The 25847-nt window shown below is 55.7% G+C and carries 25 protein-coding genes and 1 pseudogene; 10 read left to right on the forward strand and 16 right to left on the reverse strand.

Annotated elements, in window-relative coordinates:
* Positions 1 to 28: 28 nt before the first annotated feature.
* On the reverse strand, positions 29 to 484 hold the full coding sequence (locus BI364_RS11525) for an NfeD family protein (protein ID WP_156782732.1): 456 nt from the start codon (positions 482 to 484) through the stop codon (positions 29 to 31).
* 164 nt (positions 485 to 648) lie between these two features.
* On the opposite strand from BI364_RS11525, the gene BI364_RS11530 reads away from it, so the two are divergent.
* Both BI364_RS11530 and BI364_RS11535 read left to right on the forward strand, forming a co-directional pair.
* Entirely contained in the window at positions 649 to 1416 is a 768-nt protein-coding gene (locus BI364_RS11530; protein ID WP_070078859.1) for a M90 family metallopeptidase, read from the forward strand.
* Positions 1413 to 2651: a bifunctional alpha/beta hydrolase/OsmC family protein gene (locus tag BI364_RS11535; RefSeq protein WP_070078860.1), complete on the forward strand. Its 1239-nt coding sequence runs from the start codon at positions 1413 to 1415 to the stop codon at positions 2649 to 2651. Before BI364_RS11530 ends, BI364_RS11535 begins: the two co-directional genes overlap by 4 nt.
* Here BI364_RS11535 and BI364_RS11540 read toward each other — a convergent pair.
* Both BI364_RS11540 and purT read right to left on the reverse strand, forming a co-directional pair.
* On the reverse strand, positions 2648 to 2965 hold the full coding sequence (locus tag BI364_RS11540) for an antibiotic biosynthesis monooxygenase family protein (protein WP_070078861.1): 318 nt from the start codon (positions 2963 to 2965) through the stop codon (positions 2648 to 2650). The two genes, BI364_RS11535 and BI364_RS11540, sit on opposite strands and share 4 nt — an antisense overlap.
* 34 nt (positions 2966 to 2999) lie before the next feature.
* Positions 3000 to 4226 carry a formate-dependent phosphoribosylglycinamide formyltransferase gene (purT, locus tag BI364_RS11545; RefSeq protein ID WP_070080048.1) on the reverse strand — a complete coding sequence of 409 codons (1227 nt, stop codon included), beginning with the start codon at positions 4224 to 4226 and terminating at the stop codon, positions 3000 to 3002.
* A gap of 98 nt (positions 4227 to 4324) precedes the next feature.
* Here purT and BI364_RS11550 point away from each other — a divergent pair, with 98 nt between their 5' ends.
* From BI364_RS11550 to BI364_RS11565, 4 genes are read left to right on the forward strand one after another with little or no spacing between them, the layout of a single operon-like run.
* On the forward strand, positions 4325 to 5353 hold the full coding sequence (locus BI364_RS11550; RefSeq protein WP_070078862.1) for a class I SAM-dependent methyltransferase: 1029 nt from the start codon (positions 4325 to 4327) through the stop codon (positions 5351 to 5353).
* A gap of 4 nt (positions 5354 to 5357) precedes the next feature.
* Positions 5358 to 5795 carry a hypothetical protein gene (locus BI364_RS11555; RefSeq protein ID WP_070078863.1) on the forward strand — a complete coding sequence of 146 codons (438 nt, stop codon included), beginning with the start codon at positions 5358 to 5360 and terminating at the stop codon, positions 5793 to 5795.
* A 5-nt stretch (positions 5796 to 5800) separates the two neighbouring features.
* Positions 5801 to 6688 (forward strand): ABC transporter ATP-binding protein, encoded by an 888-nt coding sequence (locus tag BI364_RS11560; RefSeq protein ID WP_083251350.1) that lies wholly within the window; start codon positions 5801 to 5803, stop codon positions 6686 to 6688.
* A 9-nt stretch (positions 6689 to 6697) separates the two neighbouring features.
* Positions 6698 to 7696: an ABC transporter permease gene (locus BI364_RS11565; RefSeq protein WP_070078864.1), complete on the forward strand. Its 999-nt coding sequence runs from the start codon at positions 6698 to 6700 to the stop codon at positions 7694 to 7696.
* Between the two features lie 340 nt (positions 7697 to 8036).
* Here the strand turns inward: BI364_RS11565 and BI364_RS11570 are convergent, their stop codons facing one another.
* From BI364_RS11570 to BI364_RS11595, 6 genes are all read right to left on the reverse strand, one after another.
* Complete coding sequence (locus tag BI364_RS11570) at positions 8037 to 8924, reverse strand: YdcF family protein (protein ID WP_070078865.1); 888 nt, start codon at positions 8922 to 8924, stop codon at positions 8037 to 8039.
* 190 nt (positions 8925 to 9114) lie between these two features.
* Complete coding sequence (locus BI364_RS11575) at positions 9115 to 10296, reverse strand: right-handed parallel beta-helix repeat-containing protein (RefSeq protein WP_070078866.1); 1182 nt, start codon at positions 10294 to 10296, stop codon at positions 9115 to 9117.
* Between the two features lie 203 nt (positions 10297 to 10499).
* Positions 10500 to 10886, reverse strand: coding sequence for a type II toxin-antitoxin system VapC family toxin (locus BI364_RS11580; RefSeq protein WP_070078867.1), 387 nt, complete (start codon positions 10884 to 10886; stop codon positions 10500 to 10502).
* Positions 10883 to 11113, reverse strand: a complete 231-nt coding sequence (locus tag BI364_RS11585) for a type II toxin-antitoxin system Phd/YefM family antitoxin (RefSeq protein WP_233279630.1) — start codon at positions 11111 to 11113, stop codon at positions 10883 to 10885. Before BI364_RS11585 ends, BI364_RS11580 begins: the two co-directional genes overlap by 4 nt.
* A gap of 158 nt (positions 11114 to 11271) precedes the next feature.
* Positions 11272 to 13179, reverse strand: a complete 1908-nt coding sequence (locus BI364_RS11590; RefSeq protein WP_156782734.1) for an alpha-amylase family protein — start codon at positions 13177 to 13179, stop codon at positions 11272 to 11274.
* 34 nt (positions 13180 to 13213) lie between these two features.
* Positions 13214 to 14272 (reverse strand): right-handed parallel beta-helix repeat-containing protein, encoded by a 1059-nt coding sequence (locus tag BI364_RS11595; protein WP_207644990.1) that lies wholly within the window; start codon positions 14270 to 14272, stop codon positions 13214 to 13216.
* Between the two features lie 44 nt (positions 14273 to 14316).
* On the opposite strand from BI364_RS11595, the pseudogene BI364_RS19205 reads away from it, so the two are divergent.
* From BI364_RS19205 to BI364_RS11605, 3 genes and pseudogenes are all read left to right on the forward strand, one after another.
* Positions 14317 to 14481, forward strand: a pseudogene (locus BI364_RS19205) (IS3 family transposase); the annotation flags it as partial.
* Positions 14482 to 14668: 187 nt separating this feature from the next.
* The gene (locus BI364_RS11600) at positions 14669 to 16462 is read left to right on the forward strand and encodes an arsenate reductase/protein-tyrosine-phosphatase family protein (protein ID WP_156782736.1); all 1794 of its coding nucleotides are present in this window, start codon (positions 14669 to 14671) and stop codon (positions 16460 to 16462) included.
* A gap of 61 nt (positions 16463 to 16523) precedes the next feature.
* Positions 16524 to 17468: a polysaccharide deacetylase family protein gene (locus BI364_RS11605; protein WP_156782737.1), complete on the forward strand. Its 945-nt coding sequence runs from the start codon at positions 16524 to 16526 to the stop codon at positions 17466 to 17468.
* Positions 17469 to 17643: 175 nt separating this feature from the next.
* Here the strand turns inward: BI364_RS11605 and BI364_RS17500 are convergent, their stop codons facing one another.
* From BI364_RS17500 to BI364_RS11635, 6 genes are all read right to left on the reverse strand, one after another.
* The gene (locus tag BI364_RS17500; RefSeq protein ID WP_197495692.1) at positions 17644 to 18612 is read right to left on the reverse strand and encodes a glycosyltransferase family 2 protein; all 969 of its coding nucleotides are present in this window, start codon (positions 18610 to 18612) and stop codon (positions 17644 to 17646) included.
* 82 nt (positions 18613 to 18694) lie between these two features.
* Positions 18695 to 19738, reverse strand: a complete 1044-nt coding sequence (locus BI364_RS11615) for a glycosyltransferase (RefSeq protein ID WP_070078874.1) — start codon at positions 19736 to 19738, stop codon at positions 18695 to 18697.
* A 38-nt stretch (positions 19739 to 19776) separates the two neighbouring features.
* Entirely contained in the window at positions 19777 to 20712 is a 936-nt protein-coding gene (locus BI364_RS11620) for a glycosyltransferase family 8 protein (RefSeq protein WP_156782738.1), read from the reverse strand.
* Positions 20705 to 21514, reverse strand: a complete 810-nt coding sequence (locus BI364_RS11625) for a glycosyltransferase family 2 protein (RefSeq protein ID WP_083251352.1) — start codon at positions 21512 to 21514, stop codon at positions 20705 to 20707. Before BI364_RS11625 ends, BI364_RS11620 begins: the two co-directional genes overlap by 8 nt.
* A complete protein-coding gene (locus BI364_RS19210; protein ID WP_070078877.1) occupies positions 21457 to 21690 on the reverse strand; it encodes a glycosyltransferase family 2 protein in 234 nt (77 codons plus the stop codon). The genes BI364_RS11625 and BI364_RS19210 overlap by 58 nt, the downstream gene beginning before the upstream one ends.
* Before the next feature lie 54 nt (positions 21691 to 21744).
* Positions 21745 to 22521, reverse strand: coding sequence for a sulfotransferase (locus BI364_RS11635; RefSeq protein ID WP_083251353.1), 777 nt, complete (start codon positions 22519 to 22521; stop codon positions 21745 to 21747).
* Between the two features lie 329 nt (positions 22522 to 22850).
* Between BI364_RS11635 and BI364_RS11640 the strand changes: the two genes are divergently transcribed.
* Positions 22851 to 24407 carry an oligosaccharide flippase family protein gene (locus BI364_RS11640; RefSeq protein ID WP_070078879.1) on the forward strand — a complete coding sequence of 519 codons (1557 nt, stop codon included), beginning with the start codon at positions 22851 to 22853 and terminating at the stop codon, positions 24405 to 24407.
* A 97-nt stretch (positions 24408 to 24504) separates the two neighbouring features.
* Here BI364_RS11640 and BI364_RS11645 read toward each other — a convergent pair whose 3' ends face one another.
* Positions 24505 to 25773: a putative O-glycosylation ligase, exosortase A system-associated gene (locus tag BI364_RS11645; protein ID WP_070078880.1), complete on the reverse strand. Its 1269-nt coding sequence runs from the start codon at positions 25771 to 25773 to the stop codon at positions 24505 to 24507.
* Positions 25774 to 25847: the final 74 nt, after the last annotated feature.

Genomic DNA, 25847 nt, shown 5'->3' on the forward strand with positions numbered 1-25847 from the left:
ACGAACATCTCGATACGGCCGAACTTTATCAATGCTGCTCTCTGTTTGAGACGGGGGTCGCGGGTAACGGGGCAAGGATGAGCCGGTTGCCTTCGCGGCGCAAAATGCGTAATTGCTCGCCTACATGCGCCTCGCCGCCATCGGCAAGCACAGCAGCCCATTCGGTGCCGCGGTAGCGCACACGCAGCGCATGGGTGTCGACGCGCGTCACCTCGACTTCATGCCCGCTGTCGTCCTGCGCGGTGCGTTCAGAGGCAGCATTGCTCAGGCGCCGCCGCAAGCGGTGCGCCACCACCAAAAACAGTAGCGACAACAGCGTGGCCAGTCCCAGATCGGCGGTTGCGCCCAGTCGCCAAGCAAGTTCGGCACCGCCGGCCAGCAACAATGCTGATCCGAAGGCAAACAGATAAAAGGTACCGCTGACGATCTCGGCGGCGCACAGCGCGGCTCCGATCAACACCAGCAGCGTGCCCAGACTATTCATGGCGGAGGCCCCCTGACCCGTCGACTGCGACAAGCCGCCCTTAGGGCAGCAAATTGTTGGTTATCCTATACCGTGCCGATACCGAAACCCACCCAATACCGTCACCCCTTCACAGGCGCATCCGAACCCACGCCACACCGCCGGCGCAAACGAGAACCCAGCCCATGTGGCCACTGAACCGACAGCCCGCAATACCGGCTTTTTCATCAGACGCATGGATGCGAGCGAGCGCGGGACAGGCCGTGCTGGAAATTCTGGGACAAACCGAGCGCGAACGCCTGTGGGCCCTGGCGCACGCCTTCCTGCATAGCCGTAGCATCCAACCCGTCGGCAACCTCACTCTGGACGATAGACACCGCCTACGCATCGCACTGCTCGTCGCCCTACCCGTGCTCGGACTCGATCTCGGTTGGTATCGCGGATTGCACGAATTGATCATCTACCCCGACGCGTTTGCGCCCAATCGCAACTGGATCGACGAATACGGCATTGCACACACCGGGCGGCAAGCCTTGAGCGGCGAAGCCTGGGATGAAGGCCTGATACTGCTCTCCTGGGCCGACATAGAGGCCGCCGGCCCGCTCGATGGTCATCACGTGGTACTGCACGAATGCGCCCATTGGCTAGACCTACAGAACGGCGCCGCCAACGGCCGCCCGCCGTTGCATCGGGATATGGATCCGACGGATTGGACACACCATTTCTCCGTCGCTTATGCCGATTTTTCCGCATCGCCCCGTCACTGCTGCGCAGCACTCGACCCCTATGCAGCCGAGAATCCGGCCGAGTTTTTCGCCGTCTGCTGCGAACTGTTCTTCGAGCGTCCGCAGGCACTGCATGACTGCTGGCCTGATATCCATCGACTACTCGTCGCCTTTTTCCGGCAGCGGCCGGACGACCGCATCCATCCCGATACAGGACGCCCATCATGAGTCCGCAACCACAACGCGAATCCATCCAGTTCACCAATGCGCGGGGCGAGCGCCTGGCCGGCGTGCTACACCTGCCCGCCGGCACGCCTCGCGCCAGTGTGCTCTATGCCGCCTGCTTCACCTGCGGCAAGGACATTCCGGTAGCCCTGCGCATGGGCAACGCCCTGGCCGACGCCGGCTTTGCTATGCTGCGCTTCGATCTTGCCGGGCTCGGTGAGAGCGAGGGCAACTTTGCCGACGGTAGCTTCAGCGCCCAAGTGGAGGATCTGCTCCACGCTGCCGCCTGGCTCGGGCAACAAGGTCTGCCGCCGCAACTATTGATCGGCCACAGCATCGGTGGCGGCGCCGTACTTACGGCCGCACCGAAACTGCCTTCGGTGCGCGCGGTGGCGACCCTCGCGGCACCCGCCGGGCTCGATCACCTCGCCGAGCTGCTGCGCACGGCCGCCGAGCATCGTGAAGACGGCAGCGCATCGCTGATGCTCGGCGGCCGCCGCTTCGAATTCGCGGCGGCATTCCTACAGGATCTGGAGCGGCATCCACCGTTCACCGAGGTCGCGCGAACACTGGCTCGACCGCTCTTCGTACTCCACGCCCCAGGGGACGACGTCGTGCCCTATGCGCACGGCCTGGCCCTATTCGAGGCTGCCGCCGAGCCACGCAGCTTCGTCAGCCTGGACGGTGCCGATCACTTGCTGCGCCGGCAGGTCGATGTGAATTATGTGGCCACGCTGATCACGGGCTGGGCAACCCGCCACCTCGAACCCGGGCAGCTGCCGAAGGCGGCACCACAGATCAGTCTCGACGGAACCGAGGTGCTGGTACGTAACCGTCCAGGGCAGCGTTTCACCCAGGACATTCATACCCCTGATCATCACTGGGTTGCCGACGAACCTGCCGCACGGGACGGCGATAACCTGGGACCCGCACCCTATCCCTTGCTACTCGGTGCGCTCGGCGCCTGCACCGCGATGACCCTGGAAGGTTATGCGGCGCACAAGGGCTGGCCGCTCACCGCCGTCACCGTGCGGCTGGAACACCGCATCGAAGCCGAGCGAGGGGCGGGGGCACTGGCCATCGAACGGCATATCGAGCTCGAGGGTCCGCTCGATGCAGCACAGCGCACGCGGCTGCTGGATATTGCCAACCGCTGTCCGGTACACCGCAGCCTGAGCAGCGCCCCCATCGCCATCCGCACCGAGCTGACACCCGGCACGGCTGAACCAGACGCCTAAGGCGCCTCGCGATAGGCGGAAATCAGCACCTCGTGCTGCTCCAGACGACCCTCGCCGCGAAACGCTTCCTTGGGCAGCGGATTGCGGTGCGCCTCTTTGAAGTCCTCACTACCGATCCAATTGCGGAAGGCCTCCTCGCTCTCCCAGCGCGTCAGTACGATCCAGGGCGCATCCGGCGACTTCGGACGCATCACCTCCATGCTCACGAAGCCTTGTTGATGCTCGACCTGACCGCTGCGGCGGCGGAACCGCGTCTCGAATTCCTCTTCCCAGCCTTCAGCAACGGGCACTCGGTTGGCCACTACATACATCATCGGATCGTCTCCTCGGGGTGATTGTGGATAATCATCAGGGTGCCACCGGGCGCACACGCGACGCAGCCTCGCTGGCACGCGCACGCGCCTCATCAATGTCATGTCCGCGGGCCAGCGCGACACCCATGCGCCGTCGCTCGAAGGCCTCCGGCTTGCCGAACAGCCGTAGCTCGGTGCCAGGGACGGCCAGCGCCTCGTCCACGCCCTCGAATACAAGGCCGCGCGCGTCCATCCCGCCGTAGACCACAGCGCTGGCACCTGGGTTCAGCATTTCGGTCGATACCGGCAAGCCGAGGATGGCACGCGCATGTAGGGCGAACTCACTCTGAGTCTGGGTAATCAGGGTGACCAGTCCGGTGTCGTGCGGACGCGGACTGACCTCGCTGAACCAGACTTCATCACCGCGCACGAACAACTCGACGCCGAAGATACCGCGCCCACCGAGGGCGTCGGTCACCTTGAGCGCAATGTCGCGGGCACGTCCCAGCGCCACCGGATTCATCGGCTGGGGCTGCCAACTTTCCACGTAGTCGCCCAGCACCTGGCGATGCCCAATAGGCTCACAGAACTGTGTCCGCACCTCGCCATCCGCATCACGCGCACGCACCGTGAGCAAGGTGATCTCGAACTCGAAGTCGATCATTTCCTCGACGATGACCCGGTCGAGACGCACACGCCCGCCACTCTGCGCGTAGGCCCAGGCAGCTTCGACCTCGTCGGCGCTGCGCAGCGATGACTGCCCCTTGCCCGAAGACGACATCACCGGCTTGACCAGGCAAGGAAAGCCGATGGCGTTGCAGGCCACCCGCAGATCGTCCAGCGAGTCGGCAAAGGCATAGCGCGAAGTGGGCAGCGCAAGCGTCTCTGCCGCGAGGCGCCGTATACCCTCACGGTTCATGGTCAGCTGAGCCGCGCGCGCAGTGGGGATGACCTCGGCAAGCCCTTCAGCCTCGATTTCCGCCAACGTGTCAGTGGCGATGGCCTCGATCTCAGGCACAACGAGCTGTGGACGTTCGGCCTCGATCAACGCGCGCAACGCCGCACCGTCACTCATATCGATCACCCGCGCATGCTGGGCCACCTGATGTCCCGGGGCGTCCGCGTAACGATCCACAGCAATTACCTCGACACCGAGCCGCTGCAGCGCGATGATCACCTCTTTGCCCAGCTCGCCTGCACCAAGCAGCATCACTCGGGTGGCATTCGGGTGAACGGCGTACCCAATCGCATGTCTGATTCCTTCGATGGCAAAGGCCGCCATTATAGCCACGCTCCGCACCCGCTCCGACATGCGCCTGTCGTCTAAGCGGTGCTAGGATATGCCCCCTCCGTGTTCCAATCGCCACCGAGCAAGTGCCCATGAGCAGCCAAAACGACTCCCTGCGTCAAGACATCATGCGCCGCGCACAGGGCGCGGTGAGCCTAAATATTGCCTACATCGGCATCGCCAACGGCCTGTTCGCGGCCGTAGATCAGCTGACGCACGCCAGCGTACCGGAACTCGCCCAGGCCGCCGGCATGAATTCCGGCTACGTAGATCGCTGGTGCGATGCAGCCTATGCATTTGAATTTCTTGAAGAAATAGAGCCAGGCGTATTCCGCCTCAGCGAAATGGGCCGCGCCTTCATCCCCGATGGTCCCGGTACGCTGATGCCTTTTGCAGTGCAGTCCGTACTCGCCGCGCACATGGCCGAGCGCGCCGCCGGCCTGATGCGCACGGGCGAACGCCCTGGCGAATCGGTCCTTGCCGAACGCGAGACGATCCTCCCCTGGTTCGGCCCGATGCTCGAATATCAATTCGGGCCGCTGCTGGACAAGCAAGTCCTCGAACAAGTGCCCGTATTCCGAGACGTCGACTCACGCGGTGGCTTGGCGGTCGATCTCGGTTGCGGCAACGGCTGGTATCTGCGCCGCCTTGCCCGCCGGTACCCGAATCTGCGCGGCATTGGCATGGACGGCTTCGAGGAAAACGTCAACCAGGCCACCCGTCTGGCGGAAACCGAAGGCTTCGGCGACCGACTGAAGTTCGCCGTTGGCGACCTCAATCGCTTCCATATCGAGGAACCGGTCGACTTGATCGCCATGAATCGCGCCCTGCACCACGTCTGGGACCAAAAGGAAAATGTCTTCCGCATCTTGCGTGAACACCTCAAGCCCGGCGGTGCAGCCGTCATCTGGGAACCCAACTGGCCGGCCAATCGCGGCGACCTGCGCAGCCCCGAGCGACGCGCCATGGCCTTCCAGAATCTCACCGAACACGTCCAGGGCAATCACTTCCTGCGCCCCGAAGAGATCGCAGAGCAATTCCGCGCCGTCGGCCTCAAGCCGGAGGTCTATTTCGTTGCTGACGGCCGCGACGCGGTGGTCACCGGCACCCTGACGGATTAAACACATGGACCTGCCAGGTACCGGCCAGCCGCCCAACACGGGCACGCCGATCGAAAAACGCATCAGCCTCAAGACGCGCGATGGCGAGCGAGTCAGCCTCGACGTCAACATCGCGGATACCAACGGCCGTCAGAGCGCGCTCGAATACCTCGAACACCTGGACGAAGCCATCCGGCGCAAGCTCGGCGATACGCCCGTGTTCGCCGGCTTTACCGCGCCAGATCCCTTCGACCAGACTCGAATCGAGGCGATCATCGTGCATATCGCCTCCTTTCACGACGCCACATTCGGCACCTTCAACCCACGCACCTCGCTACCCGAAGACGAACGCAACGAATTCGTCGAGCTATTTCTGCTCGCCTGCGCGAGCGTGCTTGAGGGCCGTCAAATCGTCATCGATCTTGCCAAAGGGCGCGTCAACCGCGACCTCAGCCTCGATTGAACGCCGTGACCCAGGAGATCGCACTGGCGGCCTTCGGCCTGGAAAAGCGCTACGGCAAAGTACACGCCGTACGCGGCATCGACCTCAGCGTCACGTCCGGCCGATGCCTCGGCCTGCTCGGGCCGAACGGCGCCGGCAAGACCTCCACCCTAGAAATGCTGGAGGGTCTGAGCCCGCCAAGCGCCGGCGAAATTCGCTATCGCGGCGAGGCCCTCGGCCCGCGCTTTCGCGACGAAGCCGGCATCATGTTCCAACACACCGCATTACCGGAACACATCACGGTACGCGAGACCCTGCGCCTGTTCTCACGGCTATACCCGCGCACGCGCTCGCAGGATGAGTTGATCGCCCGCTGTAGCCTGGAAGAATTCCTCGACCGCGACAGCCGCCGCCTATCCGGAGGCCAGCGTCAACGCTTACTGCTGGCCATCGCCCTGATCAACGACCCCTCCGTATTATTTCTGGACGAGCCGACCACAGGTCTGGACCCGCAGGCCCGGCGCAATTTCTGGCACCTGATCGAAGACATCAAGGCCGAAGGCAAAACCATCCTCCTGAGCACGCACTACATGGAGGAGGCCTATACCCTGTGCGACGAAGTCGCCATCATGGACCATGGGCAAGTGATCGCGCTGGGCACCCCAGACGCACTGCTTGCGCGGCATTTCAGCGGTGTCGTGCTTCAATTGCCGGCAGAGGCCCTACCCGCACCGGAGTCTTTGTCCCTGGAAATCCGCCGACACCATGACCGGATCGAAATCGAGACCAGTGACGTCAACGCCACACTGGCCAAACTGCTGGCCGCCAACATACCGCTGAACGAGCTGCGTATTCGCGGCCGCACCCTTGAGGACCTGTTTCTGGAACTCACCGGCGAGGCCCTCAGAGGTTAGGGAACTATCATGCTGGCTCGTATCTTCGCCGTTATACAGGCACGCAACCTCGAATTCCTACGCGACCGCGCGGCACTGGCTTGGAACTTCGCCTTACCACTGTTCGTCGTCCTCGGATTTGCCTTCGCCTATAGCGGCAACTCGCTGAGCAGTTATAAGGTCGGTGTCTACGGACCCCACGCGGAAACCGGCTTCTTTGCCACCCGCTACATCCGTTTCGTACCGGTGAAAGCACTCGATCAAGGCGTCGCCTGGGTCGGGCACCAGAAACTCGACATGCTCATCGACCCCGGCGCCAAGCGCTACTGGATCAATGACAGCTCGCCCAAAGGCTACCTGCTCGCACGCATCCTCGCCGGCAGCGAAGCCCAGGCAAGCAGTTACCACCGCGCGATCGTCAAAGGACTGCAAATCGGTTACGTCGACTGGCTAATCCCTGGCGTGCTGGCCATGAACATGATGTTCTCCGCCCTCTTCGGCGTGGGTTATGTGATCGTCCGCTACCGCCGCAACGGCGTGCTCAAGCGCCTCAAGGCCACACCACTGGCAGCCTTCGAGTTCCTTGCTGCCCAGATACTCTCGCGCCTGTGGCTGATGCTTCTGGTCACGGCCATCATTTTCTTCGGGCTCAAGCTGATGCTTGGCTTTCCGGTAGCCGGCTCTTATTTCGATCTGCTCCTGGTCTTCCTGCTCGGCTCCGCCTGCCTCATCAGCCTCGGCATGGTCGTCGCGGCGCGCATCCGCAGCGAGGAACTCGCCGGTGGCCTACTGAATGCCATCACCTGGCCGATGATGTTCCTTTCCGGCGTCTGGTTCTCGCTCGCGGGACTAAATCCCTGGATGCAGAAATTCGCGTTGATTTTCCCGCTGACCCACATCATCGACGCCGCCCGCGCGGTGATGCTCGACGGCGATGGCCTCGCCGCCATCGCCCCCAATCTCATCACCCTCGCGGTGATGACCATCGTATTTCTCGCCATCGGCGCCTGGAGCTTTCGCTGGGAGTAGCGCAAACCCCACACGTCTGGCGATACCACACGCGTGGCCTCCATCTCGGCTGAATACAATCTCATTGCGATTCAGCTAATGATTTCGAGCAGAGAGGAATGCTGACATCCCCTCCGCCACTGGCTTGCGCCACCGATTGCACGCGGGAAGGACAGAGAGTCCTGCTTTTCGCATAGACAAATTCCAACCCTGTTACGTCCTTGCTGGCTGCTCTCATGTCGCGCCTTTCGGCGCCTGACATCGTGTGCAATTACGACTGCACCAAGATCTTACATTTGGGCGCTCCATGGAGGCGTTCCACGATCGAATGGACCCATATGCCGGATTGGGATCGTTACGACTACACGCTCCTCAATCGCGCGATCGACGTGATGGAAGGGTGTGATGTCAGCAACAATCGGCGTGAACGGCCATGCCGCATGCCCGCATCGACCTTACGCGGCCCCGGATATAACGAAGGGACCCAGCCGCGGAGCCAGTAATAGGCAAGCCCTAGCCATTCATGCACAGCCCAGTCCGTACGCTGCAAACCGGACACCAAACCCGGAAACAAAGGGTTACCTCTCGACCTGGTGTGATAATCGACGGGGAATGGGATAACCGGCCAACCGACGGCTCGGAAACAACCGACCGCCCGAGGCATGTCCGCGGCCGACGTTACCAGCAGCCACACCTGGCCGGGTTTGGGTTTGGCCAAGCGAAACGAGAAAACGGCATTCTCATGTGTGTTGCGACTCTTCGCATCGAAGGACATACGTGCAGGATTGATTCCGATACTCACGAATATCTTGCGCGCGACATCGGCCTCGGTTTCGCCATTCGAAAATAGCCGTGCATTACCGCCACTGAACAAGAGCCTGGCATGCGGATAAGTTCTAGCCAAGGCCGCAAATGCAGTCATGCGTTCCGCCCTAATATTGAGCGCCGGCATATGTCGATCCGCACTTTCCGCAAGGTTGATGGCCCCACCTAACAGAATTATACCGTTCACATGTGCCGGCATAGGCTGAGGTTGGGAAAAGCGATCCTCCAACGGCCGCATCAGCCAGGTACCCACTGGCAGAATGGCGCAGGCAGCCAATCCGCCGACACCCACGAGAAGAAGCGTGACAGCCCATGCACTACCACGGCGCCATGGCAACAATGCGGCGCCCACCATACTGAACCCCAGGAGGACGTTGCTCGGTTGAGTGAACATCTCCAGAATTCTGACGAGAATATAACCCATATGCTCTGTTTATCCGTTGCTCCGAGAAACCCCGCCGCTCAGGGCGGGGAGCAGTCAACTTGCGCACCCAGCGTTTCCGCTGCCGAATCGAGGCCTGCCGCCCCTACCTTGGTACGCGTGATGCCGCATCTTTTTTTATTCTTTTCGACAGATTCCTCGACCCGCTGCAGCGTAATGGGACTCAACTCACTCACCTATAATGCAACCCAAATTTTCCCAAGATGCTGTTCACAATTGTGTGCAAATGCGCGCGTACGGGGCGGGCAAAGTCTTTAGCTTCGGCGATGACATAATGTATCGATGACTTGGTTAGAAACCAGAGATAACCTGAACGACTCAGCGGAACATCGCCCGCTCCCAAATGATTGCCTGACAACTGTGCACGAGTCCCTGTCCAGTTCAAAATGAACGTAGCGGGATGTTCGCTATCTGATTGCAAGGTATTGCCAGTAAAAACCAGCTGGTTGACCTTAGGTGCACCCACTCCCTGCATAATCCGCACGGCAATTCCCGGTTGACGTGACCGAGAGCCGCGCACGAGCGTGTTTTCATGCATGATGAGAGAACCACCGAATGGCAGATCGACTAAATAATTAGCAGCCCCCGTCTCGCCGTCTTCAATCCGGTTGGAGACAAGCTGGGTGAGTGTCGCCAGCGAATGGATAGCGTCGCCGCCAGGGGTGCCTGTGATCAGGCTATGGGAGATCTTCAATTCAGCAATTCGCCCCACTTCGATACTATCGGCACAAGACCTCGGTCCACAGAAACCATTGTCGATGAACTGACTATTCTGGATCGTAACCGTACTGCCAGGCGAATCGGCCACCAGGATGCCACTCTGATTATCGATAAAACGAGAATCTTCAATACGCAAATCCCGCCCTTCGGCACGAATACCCGCCCCATTCCAATCCGGCACCACCGCTCGTGCAAATGTCAGATTACGGATCGTGATATTGTGGCCCACGGTCACAAATATGGCCTTGCCTTGACAAGTTGAATCCGTAAGGCGCACACCCTGCCCTATGCCTTCTATTGTCAGGTTGTTCGCGTTCCACACCGCGCAGTCGTAATAGCCACCTGGCTTGGGTTCGATCTCAATCGTATCACCGGTTTGCACAATCCTTGCCGCCTGGCTTGGCGTCTTAAGGACCTGATCAGGACCGACTCGGTAGACGGTAGCAAATGCTGGGTAAGGTGCGAGCGCTGCAAGCACCGTTAAAATGCCAAGCAAAGTCCAGCGCCCAGTTCCAGCCGGTAAGACTTCGAAAGACCCCTGGTACGAATACAGCTTGTTCATTGAAGTCTTGACCCTGTATTCAACTTGCCTCTGCGCGCGAAACATCCACCTCATAATCACCATCAGCAGCATCCAGAATGATTCCTTCGAATTGGGGCCGATTTTTCTGCCGGCGGATCGCTCCGTTTCATTGCGCTTGTGTCAACGGGATAGTGCACTAGGGCTAAACCGTTCGCCTAAAGTGTCGTTTTTGATATGCGTCACAGCGATTCAGGTCCTCGGCGTTCGCCTAACGTGTTGGTTTGCTCTCAATCGCACTGCACAGAGGCATTTCATCAAATCTCGACAATGGTATCGCTATAGCGAGCCACCGCGGAGTCGTGTGTAAGGAGTCGCATTGGCTCAACCAGCGCCTGTGCAACCAAGATGCGATCAAAGGGGTCCGCATGATGGTTTGGCAGGCTTTCAACGGCTGCCGCATGCTCTGGCTCTACGGACAGGAAACCATACCCGGACGCACGGAAATAGCCGAGCGCTTCCTCTGCGGACACAGGCATGTCGCCGCGTCTCAGGGCGTGTTTGATGGCGATCTCCCAGACAGAGGCCGCACTGATCCAGATAGAGGATTTGGGCGACTCAATCAGTTTACGCGCGCTATCCGGTAAATTTTGGTGGTCAGTGATCGCCCAAAGCGCAACATGGGTGTCGAGCAGAACGTTCACGCAAGGTCACCCAGAAAAAGGTGTGCTACATCCTTGTTGTGCGCATCGATGGTGTCCGGCACTTCGAACTTGCCTTTCGCGATGCCGATGCGTTTCACGGCAGGCGTGTTGCCGAGCGGCACGAGCTTGGCGGCGGGGCGCCCGTTGCGGGCAATGATGATCTCGCGCTCACGCCCCTGCTCGATGGCGTCTACAAGACGGGATAGTGACGATTTTGCTTCCAGCATGTTCACGGAGTGGTACATCACGAGACCCTTACGATTTTGTATCGGCTGTTAGCCTAGTCTAGCTAAATCTAGGTGTCAAATCGGGAACAGGCCGGATTGATTAATTTTTTAATTAAAAACAACATGCTAGGAAAGATCCTTGCACTAAGGCATTCCTTTTACGGACAAGATCGCCATTGAAACACGGATGTGCAACTACGCCGAGAAAGGGGTGCTTTGCTCAAGGCAAGGACGGTCGGCTCTGTGCTGCTGACATCGACGGTAAATCTGTCCGTTTTTCCAATCAATTTTTGCGCACGGATGTCATAAACATAGGTGACCTTTGGTAGAACGATGGTCACCGGATGGGCTCCCCCATGCTGCTTCGACGTCGAATCAGAAAGCAAAGCCAGCAGCTTCACAGGGGGAAGCCGATAGATATATTCCTCAACCTGTCCAGTAGCGTTCTCGACGCGTGCTTGCCAAGAAATGCCCGCAGTTTTCAGAAGGTTCAACAACGTTGGCATCAGTTGCGTATCTGCAATCGGCAGGGATACGACGCGTGGATTGGCGGATGCCAAGAGATGCGACAATTCAGGTTTTGATAGGCGACGGCCGTGCCCATCAAACAATCCGGTTTGGCCAACGGTCAGCAGAACGCCACCCTTTTTGACAAAGGCCTTGATCGCCGACGCGGACTTTAGCGACAGCGCCAGCGTCTGTGGCAGGACCAGCATCTGGTCATGGGCTTTGTGCAGGATCCCTGTGGCGATCTGGGGTTCGCTCACAAAATGCGGCGTCAGCCCGAGTCGCGCAAGCATTCGATAGACCTCGCGCCGCGCACGGCGCACGGCATCATCCTCATTCTCGATTGCGGAACCGCGCTTGGTCCAGGCTGCTTTGAGATTACGGTGGTCCAACATCCACTGAATGCGAAAACTTTCCGGCGAGTAGAGCACGGCAATCGGGGCCATGGCACGTTTGCTCGCCTCGATGAGCGGGCCAATACCCGTATGCATCTGCCTAAAAAACGGCTCGGCTCGCTTTGCTTGCGTGCCGATCGCCCCGTCAGGATGCACGAAGCGATCATCCGGATCCCACAAAATCATGCCGCGCGTGCCACGTAGAAACTCCCGCCAGGCCTGATGCAGGGCGCCGGGGTTGCTCCAATGGGTCGTGGTCAGGGTAATAATGCCTGGATGAAAGGATTGCGCCAGCGCAAGATTTTGCCCAGCGTCATAGAGCTCCATCACATCGACGGCCGGAGCCAGGAGCGCATAATTGTAACCGCCCCAACCCGGCATTTGAGCACCCTCAATTGCTGACTGCGCCCAAGGCGCACCTCGATGAATGGCATCGGTACCGGCACGGATAGCCCGCACAAATGCCACGTCCATAAAGGCCTTGAAATCCGACCAGGCAGCATAATTTCCGTCGGTTCTAGCCATGGTCGCGGTCGTCGTGGGCGGGACGATTGCTCGCCAGAACCTATAATGTGTACCCCACTCCCGATTCAGCGCCGCTAGCGTGCCGTATTGCCGACGAAGCCACACCCTAAAGGCATCAAGCGAAGGCTTTGAATAATCGAAATCCCATGCAGCCGTGAGATCGGCAATACCCGTTTCATCGCCGAGATTGAAGAAAAGCGGGCGACAAAAGGCATAGTCCCGAACGATCCGAGTCAGTCGAGTCTCGATCCTGCCCAGTGCATGCCTGTCAGAAAGACTGGGTTGGCGCACAAAAACGCTCTTGTCCTGCGGATCCTGGGCGATACGGGCTTGCAGCGCGAGAAAACGCCAGTTCTTCGGCTTGCCCGGCGTCCATCGGTGATAGGCCGAATAGAAATCGGTGGCAATGTTTTCAACATAAGGCCGAAGGCCCGCCTGTACGATCGGCTCTACCTTGCGCGCAGCAGAGGCCCTTGTTTCGCCATGCCGATCAGCTTGCACGCGCGCGGCTGTGACGCCCAACGACCTGAGTACTTGATATTGGCGGGCGGTCTTCGTTTGCCACATGATGATCTGGTAACCCGGCCAAACCAAACCGTGGGTCTCATCATGCGCCAGAGCCGGAGTGGCCAGCGTCAACGCTAGCGCAAGGGCCGTCCCGTACCGTAACAAATCAGTGCACCACCGAACCCGCGCCCACAAGCGGTATGATCGCGTTACCCTTGAAAGTATTGTTGATCAGCTGTGCGGGTGTTGCAGTGATATTGCGCACGAAGTCTGTCGGAGGGCCGTCATTAGTGAAGGTGTTATCCTTGAAAAGTAGTTCCGGTGTCGGTTGTGTCACACCTTCCTCACCGATCATCACGGCAGTAGTATGGTTCTGATTTTTGGGGCCCTTCTCGAGCACATTGCCGATCATGACCAGTGCCCCCCCATTGGGGATGTCCACTTCATAGCTGGCGGTCCCGTTTGGCCCGTCTTCGATGTTGTTATCAATAAGGACGGTGCGTGCCGCGCGTGACTTGATGTGATGACCTTGCTGGGTATCGTAAAAGCGCGAATGCTCAATCTTCAAGAGCGCAATGTGACCCACATAGATACCATGCGCACAGGCTCTCAAACAGACGCCGTTGTGAACGAAATCGCTATTGCGAATGATAATGGAACTCTTTGGACTATCAGCAGCCAAGATGCCGTCCTGATTGTGGAGAAATTTGTCATTGTTCAGAGTCAAATTGACACCCTCCGCACGAATGCCAGCCCCATTACCGTCCGGTACGACGGCGCGCTGAAACGTGATGTTGTTCACTGTCACATCATTGGCATGGACCACGAAGATGGCCTTGCCCTCGCAGGTCGTGTCAGTGAGCACGACACCAGGGCCGGCGCCTTCAATCGTGATATTGTTTTTAGTCCAGACCGCGCAGTTATAGTAAGTCCCCGGCTTGATCTTGACCGTATCACCAGCCTTGACAACGCGTGCTGCGTCACTGGGCGTTTTATAGGTTTGGTGCGGACCGACGTTCAAGGTTGCAGCCTGCGCACTCCCCATTGTCATGAATGCACAGGCCAGTGCGGCCAGAGTTGACGATATGCGGATTGCATGAGTGGCCATGGTTACAGTTCCATTGGGGTGGGTGGTGTTAACGAAGATAGATGAAAAGGAGTGAGGACACGACATACCTCGCATATAACCATAGTAGACCTGATTGATTGTTAAAGATTCAATCATTGAAAATCCCGTAACTCAAACCGGCTAACAACCATAGCGTCCTCATATACTTGATTGATCCGCCCCAGCGTCACCATGGCGTCGATCATGGGCTCTACGAAGCGGCCAAGGCGAGAAATCCTGCGCGCTGAACAGGCGATATTCGTAATTGGACGCCCACCGATGCGGTGGATTTCACCTTGCAACGGCAGGATACGAAGGCAGCTTGAAAAAGGGAGACGCGACAACGACCAGACCAGACCTTGACAGACGTTGTAGCATTGAGGACGATATGCCTATATCTGTTCGATAATACCAGCATAACGGCCTATCGCTCCACCACAGCACAGGGGCGTGTCGGGTTAGAGTTGTCCTTATGGGCATGACACTCATTACGCTTGATGGTACAAACCACCCTTGCAAGCACAGGACAACCTCAAAACAACGTTCTGCCCAGGAACGGCTGGCAAGAGCACAATCGACGGCCTTCTAATGAACCATAGAGCGATCAACGCTGAAAAAGTGCTGGTTCTAGGCGATGACACAAGAAGCTTCCTGAGTATCGTACGGTCTTTGGGGCGCCAGGGACTGGAAGTACATGCCAGTCCATTCAACTTTCGAGCGCCCGCTCTGAAATCACGCTACATCAAGCGAATTCATTGGCTCCCTTATTATCTCGGTGATGGAAGCGAATGGCTAAACGCCATCAAGCAACTGCTCCTGAAAGAAAGTTACAAGCTGATCATCCCGTGTGATGAACGTACGCTGCTCCCGTTGCATTGGCACAGAGACGAGATCGGCAAGATTGCTGGCATAGCCATCCCTGCAGCCAATGGCGTTGAAATATTCTTCGACAAGCACAAAACACGCTTGCTGGCTGACTCACTGGGCATCCCGATCGCAAAAGGTGGATATCTTTCACCCGATGACAATCTGAAACAACTCATCGCAGAAACAGGTTTGCCGATGGCAATCAAACCGACTGCGTCATACACGGCCGATCGTCTTTATAGTCGAAACAAGATCATCATTGCGTATGACGAAACAGCCGTACAAGCTGGGCTCGAAGCGGCTCGGGATCAACCGCACATTTATGAGGGCTTCTTCCCGGGTCAAGGAGTGGGCTTATCCATCCTGGCACATAAGGGCAATGTCTTGCAGGCCTTCGAGCATCATCGTGTTCACGAACTTCAGGGAGCCAGTTACTACCGCGTGAGCGCCTCGATCTCACCGCCCTTAATGGATGCTGTCCAAAAAATGATGCAAGCGACCCAGTACACGGGTATCGCAATGACAGAATTCCGCATTAACCATGAAACCAGCGAATGGATTTTGCTTGAAATCAACGCACGCCCCTGGGGTTCGTTACCTCTGCCGATCGCGCTGGGCATCGACTTCCCCTTTCGCTGGTACCAACTGCTGACCCATGGTGTCGAAATACCTATGCAGAACTACCGCATCGGTATTTATGGTCGGAACCTTATTCCAGACATCCGATATTTACGCGCGCAATTACAAGCCTTGCGTAGACAGCCACTCCGCCTGACTCGGTTTATGTTGTCAACGATCAGCGAGTATCTCCGCATTTTTACCAAGCGCGAGGTACACGATGTATTCGTCATTGATGATCCGGCTCCGGTCTGGCAGGAGCTTCGTATCATTTTGCGCGATATCTTCACTCGCATGTCCACTCATCTATCGGTCTGGGGGCGTTTTCGCGATCGCCGACTACTGACAAAGGCACTAGCACTACAAGATACTGCTGAGATAGCCGTGGTCTGCCAAGGCAATATCTGTCGTAGCCCCTTCGCGGGTGCATTTCTGGAAAACGCCCTGAGTCAGTCAATGACGTCTCGATTCCAAGTCAGGTCATATGGCAACCTCCCTCGAGAAGGGATCACCTCACCCGCCAACGCGTTGCAAGCAGCAAAATCTTATGGCATTGACCTCACTAGGCACCGCTCTCGCCATTTCACGCATGAAGCCGCCACACGTGCACAGCTGATTATCGTCTTCGACGAAATCAATCGTCGTTGGATAGATGAACGGTATCCTACGCTGAGGGTCCCCATTCTCTTCTTAGGCAGCTTTGGCACTCACGACAGAACAATCGCGGATCCAGATGGAGGCACCCCAACGCAGTTCGACCAGACATATCGACTCATCGCCGAGGCCACAACAGGTCTCGCTGGGCGTATTTGCAATGGATAAACCGGTTTTTACGGCTGATCCCGCATGGCCACGGCTCTCACTCCCAGCCGATAGCCCCCCCGTGCTGACTGTCGTTGTCGACACCGAGGAGGAATTCGACTGGAACGAGCCGTTTGATCGCGATGCGCGATCAACACGCAACATATTGCAGCAGCCGCTCGCCCAAGCCATCATGGACCGTTATGGGGTGGTGCCGACCTACGTCGTGGATTACCCCGTAGCCGACACGCCAGAGTCAGTTTCAGTATTACGCACTTTCCTCGAAGCAGGTCGATGCGAAATCGGTGCCCACCTGCATCCATGGGTCAATCCACCCCATGAGGAATCCGTCAATGCGTTTCACTCATACCCAGGCAATCTACCCCCGCGACTGGAACGCGAAAAACTATCCCGGCTCGCAAATAAAATAGAGGAAGCCTTCGGGATACGGCCGTCAATCTACAAAGCTGGGCGATACGGCCTGGGGCCAGCCACCTATGAAACTTTGCAAGCGCTTGGCTTCAAGATTGACGTTAGCGTCGTTCCTCACACGGACTTTTCCGACCAATATGGTCCTAATTTCATTGAGTTCCCGGACGCGCCCTTCCAAGTCACTCCCGAACTGACCACACTACCTTTATCCGTTCATTTCGTCGGGGCACTGGCTTCGCAAGGACCCGCACATTATTCGCGCATCATGACTACTGGCCTAGCGACCAAGGCACGTATACCAGGCATAGCCGCCAAACTTGGAATATTAGAACGTCTACGACTGTCTCCCGAAGGCCACAGCCTAGCGGACATGATGCGCCAGACGAATGCCGCTCTGAAAAGCGGTAAGCGCTATTTTATGCTCACCTATCACAGCTCAAGCCTGTTACCAGGGGCAACAAATTATGTTCGTAGCAATTCTGAGCGAGATCAATTCCTTAGATCTCTAGATGGATTTTTATCCTTCTTCCAGAAGGAGTGCCTCGGTGAAATGCAGAGTGTAAGCAGTGTAGCCAAAATGGTGAGTTGCGAATAAGAATTCCCAAGAAGCCACACCCTGAAACAAGCCAAGCGCGGCATATCTGGTTGATTGGTTGTTGCGGACCCGTCAAAAGAACCACAGAAGATACACCACTATGCGCGAAATTACGCCTCCTATGGGCCATACTCAAATCATACGCCAGAAGTGCCTAATTAACGGGGGAAGTCCATTAGTCACCCCGGGTCAAATAAGCCGCTATTTGGCCGGCCATTCGTTCCGGTAGAATCGCGATAATTGCCTTAATTCGTTGCTTGAGACCCAAATTCTTATAGCCGGCCTCTTTAGCAAAATAATTAATATACGACGTCCTCCGATTAAGAAACGCCGAATCAATCGCATTGTTGCATCGGCGAATAATTTCAAAATCGACAAGCTTGACAAGGTCCGCGCTAAGACCGTGATTCTCTTTGGAGTAATTCAGTATCTCGATGGAATCCTTCAAACCTCTAATCCAGTCGGTAGAGTAATTCCCGCCATGTCGAATCACATCTACGGTCGCCTTAACGTCGATCCCAACCGAAACAGCGCCACAGGCCCAACGAAGTGTGAACTCAAGGTCTTCCGAAACATTTCGTCCGAAGGATGGATCATACCCACCCAGATTCTCATATAGTTCTTTGCGTATTGCCATACAGGAAGGAAATATGACTTGATAGTTGATGATTTGATCGTATAGCGCCTTATCACGCACATGATAAAAATCGCATCCCAACGAATTTCCAGGCTTTGTCCAGAAGCCTGTTGGATCAGATTCAAAGTGACTCTGCCGCATACGGACACCATCTCGCACATGACAGAAATTACTAAATACAATCTGAGCATGCGTATTTTCAATGAGCCACTTCAATCGACTCAAATGATCAGGCTGCCAAATATCATCGTGATCGCAAAATGCTAAATATTCACCTATTGCATTCGACGCGCCAAAATGACGTGCTCCTGATGTACCTATATTGTTGATGCTAAGTAATTTAACAGAGCCGCCGAAGCTCCTAACAATTTCAACAGTCGAATCGCTGGACTGGTCGTTGACAACAATAATTTCAGCCGGGAGGCAATCCTGGGCTAAAATACTTTCCAAAGTCAGAGCTATGTATTTTTCGCTATTGTACGCGGGTATTACTACGCTGAACGACACAACACATCCCCTCATCAATCATCAACTGAAGCATGTTTTCTCAACGAACAAAGTATAGATTTTATTCAGCACAACACGCCGACTAGGTCACACGTTCGACATGCGCGCAGACCTCCTCGACAAAGCCGTTCACCAGCGCGTCGGGTTGAATCTCACGTCTTTTTGCGTAATCCGCTGCGGCCGCAGATAGTTGCGCATAGTGATGTGGGTCGTCCCACATTTTACCCAAAGCGGCAACCCATTCTTCGTTCAGCGAGTTATGCGGGAGGCAAATACCACCGGGCCCGACGGCCTCCAGCAATCCGCCTCTGGTACTTGCCAACACCGGGATACCGCTGACATGAGCTTCGGTGGCAATGCGCCCCCACGTCTCGTCACACTGACTTGGTGCAAGAACCACTCGCGCATTGCGGTAGACCTTTCTCATATCATCGAAAGGCCCCGTTATCGTGATGTTGGGTAACTTTTCGATTTCCAATCTCTGTTTTTTTTTTGTCATAACCAGGTGAAAGGGAATATCCGGACGCGCGCGCGCCATTCCCATTACGACATCCAGGCCTTTGTACTTCGATGGGTTAATCAATACGGCCGCCGTACGATCTGTTTCAGTCTCGTAAAGTCGGCGCGGCACGATGGGCGGCAAAACCCTCACGATCCTTTTTTCCGGATGCATCGAAGCAGTAAATTTCGAATTTACCATGAATACGAGCCGGCCCTCACGGGATAAGTCAACATCGAGCAAAAGTCGATCATGGCTATGAAGGTAACCTATGACTGGCAACTTGCGTTTAATAAACCCACTGACCAGTTTTATGAACTCATGCCCGCCTTGTACTACCACTGCATCCGGCTTAAATTCATCTACCACGAAGTCAGCGACTGCGCTGGGATCATATGTACGCCACACCGGATAGCCCATCACATGGTCGCGGCCCCATTTTCGTCCAAGCATCTTCATTTGCAGCTTTGCAAGGGTTCCAACACGTCCCCGGCCCTCAAGCCCGACCAGAACCCCAACCGAGATCCCCGCACTTAACAGGCGGGTGGCCAATTGGTGCGTATTGATTTCCATTCCCCCATGCAGTTCAGGGAGATATTTGTGCGTCGACGCGAACAAGATACGCATCAAATCATTCCTCCGCCTGCATCTACCATCCTCGGCATCTAGGACGGCGACCAGACTTTCTTGACAAACGCTTTCAGTGGCTTTGGCAATATGGCAGAACCAAACTCACGAAGCATGTTGTGTAACGTCTTGTCCGCGGGAACGTATCCACGCCATTCCGTCATCTCCAGGTACTTCCAGTATTCCTTACGTCGTGGGTGATTACTCACGAAGTCCCAGGGCTTTGTGGCTCCGTTATAGTGGATAATCACCGCATCTTCTCTGACTTTTTCAATTATTTCCCGTTTCAATGGAAGCGGGTTGGGTTCACGGAAGAAGGGGCCAATCGCGTTCCATTTGTAATCCATCTTCTTTCTGCGACTGGCGAAGCAGGCGTTCAATGCGTCCTGGTCAGGATCCTTGAGCCTCTGATATTGCCTGGAGACGTAGTCCAGCAATGTCTCCAATGCATTGCTTTGACGCCACTGCTTCAAATCGAAAAGCAGTACCCCGGAATTGAAATAGCCATCCTCTTCCGCCATTTCCAGATTTTCGACACCGCGCATGGAGCCTGGTATGTCGACCGCGCCGAATAAGGCGCCTTCTAAATCCATCTGCCAAAGGGGGGTGACACCACCGACCACCACGATATCCGCATCGAGATAAAGCACTCTCTCCACGTCGTCATCGAAAAAATCGGAGACCCAGATACGCGACCAGATGTCCAGTGTGTACTTGGCATTGGGGTTCAGAGGGAGAACTTGCCCCATTGGCGGCAGAAATTCGCGAAAACTAATCGCATGCCAGGGAGTTGGTTCCAATGAACGCCTGAGCTTTTCCTCGTCAAGTGTTTCTCCCACACGACCGACCACGACAACATTGAAAAAAAAATCGCGGTTGTTCTCCAGCAGGGAACGCAGACAAACCGCCGCGTGTTGCAAATAGGCGGCGTTGGTGCAAATGAGTAGATTCACCATCTTGCTTGGGTTATCCAATACCCTTTCCCCCCATCGATCGAATCGTCAGATAATTTGCATAGACAAACCACTTCACGGTCGGTAACGCGCCCATGGCCTGCCAGGCATAGAAAGCGGCAGTCCGGTAATCTCCGGCCTGCGCCAATGTGCTTGCGATGCGCTTGAGCGTATAACCTAGGTGGCGGCGCCCGTATGCTCGAATCGCCGGGCGCTCGGCGTAAAGACTGGCCTTGTTAAACACGCTCAGTTGATAGAGACGACGCTGCGTCTCGTTCAGCATCGTGGTCATGCTGGAGGCTGCGGCCGGGTCTGGAATATTGTGGCGTGAGACAATCACCGGGGACAGCCACATCGACTGCGCAACGTCGATGAGTCTCAAATACAGGTCGTGGTCGCATTCCCAGCGGATACCTTCATCCATGCCCCCAACACTTTCGTATAGCGCCCGGCGCACGATCATCGTATTCAGGTGGCAGAATCGGCCGTAACGCGTCAAATCATCGGCGTCGATTTTGTATAGACCGTCCGCATCTAGCGACCGGCCGGCGTTTTCCAGTTTTTCTGCGAGCCCCTCCAACCAGATTGGGCCGTCTTTCTTGCGATCATGAAAGAATGCAGACTGGTTGCTGAATACCAAATCGGGACTGGGAAAGCGGTTCGTGATCGCTTTCTCGGCACGCGCCAGATATCCGTCGTCGGTCCAGCTATCATCGTCGTCAAGAAAGCAGATATACGGGTTGGCGGCTTTAGATGCGCCGAAATTCAATGCATAACTTTGGCCGTGGCCGTTCGGCCGCTGCGGCAGGGAATAGAACTCAATTGGTCGCGGGTCGCATTTAAGGCGTCTTGGTACTCGCCAAGATGCGCATCGTCAGAGCCGTCATTGACAACGATGATCTCATTGGAGTCGCCCTTTTGGACGAGTACGGAAGCTAAAGCCTCGGCAAAAAGCCTAGGCCTGTTTCGGGTCGCAATGATAATTGAGAACAAGCCCATGCTGTGATCCCTACAAGCTACTGAAGCGTTGGTGGCTTATTCAGGCTATTGCGTTCAACCGTTCTTTGGGGGCTGGCGGGATTGATGGATGTGGGCATCGGTGAACATATGATTTTCAGGGGAGACTCCGACAAACTCCAGAATACCGGCCTGGTAGCCAGGGGTATTCATCTGCTCCACATCAACAAATCTGAATACGTCATCAAGCTTCGCCGCGAGACGACTGGCTTCTTCATAGTAGTACTCACAGTACTTACGAATCGCCTCGGGTTTTGTCTTGGCTTCGAACTTCGGGAAGCACTTGTCCCAAACAGGATCTGGCATCCAACGAGTGCCATCATGATTCATCCAAAAATTACGTGATTCGTAAAAGGGCTCGCGTGTGATCCAGGCGCCGAACTTGTCGGCCAGATACTTAGAACGCCAGCGGGGAATACCGGACTTGTTCATCCAGCTTGCAATAGTCTCATCGATATCACGTCTGAGACAGAGAAAACGGGCATTCGGATTACGCTCAGCAATCGCTTCGACGTAGCTGAGATAGTAAAATGCAATGTCGCCGATCAATCGCACGCGATTCATTTTGGACAATTGATCATAAGTCTTGGCAACAACGGGACGGCCGAGATCCACGGTGAGCATCGATGGGTCACCCCCATCGACGATGGTCTGGAACTCGTCGATGGCATTCAAAATAGGGCGTGGCGTCCCAAAAAAGCGCACGCAGGATGGGTTCATTTCGTGAAAACAAAGCGCGTCTTTCTGCGCGTTCAGTAGTTTTGCGAGTGAAGCCGTTCCTGAACGGCCAGTACCAAGACCTATCACAATCACATCCGATACTCCATGGTAGCGAAAATGGGAAACACGTAGCCGCTCAAGAACTCAAGCGTGTACACTACATTATAATCAATCAAGTGCAAAAGTATCCGCTTTCACCATGCCTAATGAAGCCTCAGCAAGTAGCATTCGCACTGAGTTCATCTCCTCTAGAAAAATCGGCTACCATCCCCAGCAGCTCTACACTGATAGCCACCCTTGGTTTGTCAGCCCACGCTTGGTACTGCAGCAATCTTGGATAGCCCCATGTTTTTAATGCGCTTGTTAACCGGGTCTTGGCCCTCCTCCTCCGGCCCCAACACATCGACACGGTGTTATATGCAATGACTGACACACGCGACTCTGCCGAGGAAGACGTCGGCTTACATAGCCTCAAGCGCCCGGGCTCGGTGATGTCAAGAACAGCGTATGGCACCGGCTGGGTCATTGGCTGGCGTCTGGCAACGCGTGCCCTCGGACTGCTTAGTACACTGGTTCTCGTCCGCCTGCTCGCGCCTAGCGACTTTGGCATCGTGGCGTTGGCCATGAGTTTCGTTTCAGGTTTAAACCAAATCTCAGAACTTGGCACAGAAAACGCGATCATCCGCGCTGACAAGCATGACCGAGCGCTTTATGACACGGGTTTTACCATTAATGTCCTCAGAGGCACTTTCGTGGCCATCATGCTCTTGTTGCTCGCCGTACCTGCGAGCCATTTCTTTCACAGCCCTCATTTCAAAGAAGTCGTGATGGTCGCTGCTGCCGTCAGTTTTCTCAATGGGTTCGAAAACATTGGCATCGTTGATTTCAGGCGGTTTATCGCCTTTGGTCAAGAGTTTCGTTTAAAGATCATCCCTCGGATTGTATCCGTGGCAACGGCAATAACCCTGGCATTTCTTTTGCGAGATTTTTGGGCCTTGATCATCGCGATTCTCGTGAATCAATTCCTCACACTCATACTGAGTTACAGGATGCATCCCTACCGCCCACGATTCACGCTTTCTGCCTGGCAACGCATTGCTGCTTATTCCACGATGCTTTGGCTCAACAATCTCACGGGGCTGCTTGGCAACCTCGGGACCAAGTCAATGATCGGTAAACTTTCCGGCATCGGTGCGGTGGGTATCTTCGAGGTCGGCATGGAAATCGCTTCACTTCCATCGACTGAATTGGTCGGACCCCTGACACGCTCCGCTTTCGCGGGCTTTGCTGAAATTCGCAAGAGCGGCAACAATGGCGCAGAGATGCTCGTGCGCATTGTCGGCATCATGACGCTTATCACCCTACCCGCAGGCGTCGGACTCTCGCTTATTGCGACGCCACTTGTCGAGGTCGCCTTCGGACATCAATGGATAGGCGCCATTCCCATTCTTCAAATCCTGGGGGTTGCCCTGGCATTGACGACATTCAGTCATGTTAGCGGCACCGTGTTTGCGGTACATTCATGGATGAAGGCCATGATCAAAATCAACGTTACGCTAGCCGTCGTACAACTCTTGTTACTGGCTGTACTACTGCCGAGCCACGGGCTACTTGGAGCCGCAATAGCCATCGCCATTACACAGATTGCAGCGCAAGTCGTCTTTTTCTACGTTGCCATCAAACGGCTCGACATCCGCATCAGCGAAATCATCCTGCAGATTTGGAGAAGCGTTTTGGCCTGCATCATCATGATAGTCACGCTCGTCGCACTTGGCCGTGGATGGACAAGCCCGACCTTATTACCGACATCTAGCGCCTCAGTAGGTCTGCAGTTAGCAGAGACAGTTTTGTTGGGCGCTGCGGTCTATGCCGGCTCGGTTTCGATTCTTTGGCTCCTAACTGGGCGACCGCGAGGCCCAGAGTCAGATTTACTCGCGCAAATCAGCTCATTATTCAAACGCTCTCGCTCAGCGCCATAAGGCAGTGGGTTGAGACTCAACAGTTATTCGGTGACCCGAGTTCAAACGCCTTTCCAGTTTGGTTCTGTATCCACTCCAGTCACCTCCAAAAGATATTTCAGGGAACAGCCAATTTTATTGATTCAATCTTTAGCATTGACCTCATCACGACAATGACTGCCAGCAACTGAAATGTGAAATTAAAATACGCCTGCGGCAGTGCACTGCCCGTTACGACAAATCCTACAAGACTCACCTGAAGGTAACCCGCCAAATCAAAAAGCCAACGTGCACTGGTCTGATCGCGAGACCGCTTTCGTATCAAGACCAGATTCCTCCACGCAAGCGCCAGCATCCCGATGTAAAGGCCCAACCCGACAAATCCCTGCTCTGCCAGCACCTCGAACCAGATGCTATGAATGGCTAGTGCATGATTGAATTCTGGCGGACCATATTCAGCCCATACCTGCCGACTTGCCCACACACCGAACCCACCTCCAGTCACTGGCCTATGCAAGGCAACATTGGTTGCAAATTCCCAGGACTGCAGCCGCCCCTGGAAAGACTGCGATTGAGTTGCGGACCCCGTATCCAATCCGCGCATCCGATTAACCCACGCTTGCGGCATGAAATTAAAAACAAGCGGCAGCACAATCAAAATGCTCAGAATCACGCTGACGCGTTTGCGGCTTTTGAGGATCAGCATCGGTAGTACGACTGCCAATCCGATCAAGCCTCCTCTTGAATAAGTGCCCAATATCGAAACTATCGTCAGTAACACCAATCCCCATAACCCCCATCGCAGCCATCGCGATTGGGCATGAATCTGCAGATAGCGCATCAATGGTAGCGTCATGCACATCACCAGTGCGAATTGATTATTGTCTCCAAAAAAACTAGGACTTGGCCCATAAACATGGTAATTGCCGCCATGAATTAATGTAAAGAAACCGCCCTTGGCCGACCAAAACCCGAACGAGATGACAAATATCCAGATCAACCCATGTAAACGTGAAGGGGTGTTCACCAGCATCATGATTGCAAAGACCACGGCCATAATCTTTAGAAACTGAATCCAGTGTGGCGTTGCAAACCAAGGGACCATCGCGAACGCTGTACTGATGCTCGTCATGATCGCAAACAACACCATGGTAATCGACAGGGCACTCCACTCAATACGTTTTACGCTGTGTCGATTGATCAGCATGCTAAATATCGTGACGATCGATATGATAAGAACCCAGCGAAAATCACTGGCGAATCCATAAACCTCACGATAGATATTCATGTCGCTGAGCAACACCCAGACCAATAGGCCAATATATGGCTCGGCCAACGCCATGGGTATCGTGCCTGCCATGAACAACATAAAAACCAGGGCTCGCATCGTCAGGTTATCCAGTTTGGCGCATCGCGCAACATGATGTCATCAGCCAGAGATTTGGCCGCGTAGTTGGAGTG

It is taken from the genome of Acidihalobacter yilgarnensis, assembly GCF_001753245.1.
GTDB classification, from domain to species: domain Bacteria; phylum Pseudomonadota; class Gammaproteobacteria; order DSM-5130; family Acidihalobacteraceae; genus Acidihalobacter; species Acidihalobacter yilgarnensis.

What these genes read in the sequence shown, in the direction of transcription:
- BI364_RS11525 (WP_156782732.1), bottom strand. Translation starts at nt 484, where the DNA reads ATGAATAGTCTGGGCACGCTGCTGGTGTTGATCGGAGCCGCGCTGTGC.
- BI364_RS11530 (WP_070078859.1), top strand. Translation starts at nt 649, where the DNA reads ATGTGGCCACTGAACCGACAGCCCGCAATACCGGCTTTTTCATCAGAC.
- BI364_RS11535 (WP_070078860.1), top strand. Translation starts at nt 1,413, where the DNA reads ATGAGTCCGCAACCACAACGCGAATCCATCCAGTTCACCAATGCGCGG.
- BI364_RS11540 (WP_070078861.1), bottom strand. Translation starts at nt 2,965, where the DNA reads ATGATGTATGTAGTGGCCAACCGAGTGCCCGTTGCTGAAGGCTGGGAA.
- purT (WP_070080048.1), bottom strand. Translation starts at nt 4,226, where the DNA reads ATGGCGGCCTTTGCCATCGAAGGAATCAGACATGCGATTGGGTACGCC.
- BI364_RS11550 (WP_070078862.1), top strand. Translation starts at nt 4,325, where the DNA reads ATGAGCAGCCAAAACGACTCCCTGCGTCAAGACATCATGCGCCGCGCA.
- BI364_RS11555 (WP_070078863.1), top strand. Translation starts at nt 5,358, where the DNA reads ATGGACCTGCCAGGTACCGGCCAGCCGCCCAACACGGGCACGCCGATC.
- BI364_RS11565 (WP_070078864.1), top strand. Translation starts at nt 6,698, where the DNA reads ATGCTGGCTCGTATCTTCGCCGTTATACAGGCACGCAACCTCGAATTC.
- BI364_RS11570 (WP_070078865.1), bottom strand. Translation starts at nt 8,924, where the DNA reads ATGGGTTATATTCTCGTCAGAATTCTGGAGATGTTCACTCAACCGAGC.
- BI364_RS11575 (WP_070078866.1), bottom strand. Translation starts at nt 10,296, where the DNA reads ATGCTGCTGATGGTGATTATGAGGTGGATGTTTCGCGCGCAGAGGCAA.
- BI364_RS11585 (WP_233279630.1), bottom strand. Translation starts at nt 11,113, where the DNA reads ATGCTGGAAGCAAAATCGTCACTATCCCGTCTTGTAGACGCCATCGAG.
- BI364_RS11595 (WP_207644990.1), bottom strand. Translation starts at nt 14,272, where the DNA reads ATGATTGAATCTTTAACAATCAATCAGGTCTACTATGGTTATATGCGA.
- BI364_RS11615 (WP_070078874.1), bottom strand. Translation starts at nt 19,738, where the DNA reads ATGCGTATCTTGTTCGCGTCGACGCACAAATATCTCCCTGAACTGCAT.
- BI364_RS19210 (WP_070078877.1), bottom strand. Translation starts at nt 21,690, where the DNA reads ATGGGCTTGTTCTCAATTATCATTGCGACCCGAAACAGGCCTAGGCTT.
- BI364_RS11640 (WP_070078879.1), top strand. Translation starts at nt 22,851, where the DNA reads ATGACTGACACACGCGACTCTGCCGAGGAAGACGTCGGCTTACATAGC.
- BI364_RS11645 (WP_070078880.1), bottom strand. Translation starts at nt 25,773, where the DNA reads ATGCGAGCCCTGGTTTTTATGTTGTTCATGGCAGGCACGATACCCATG.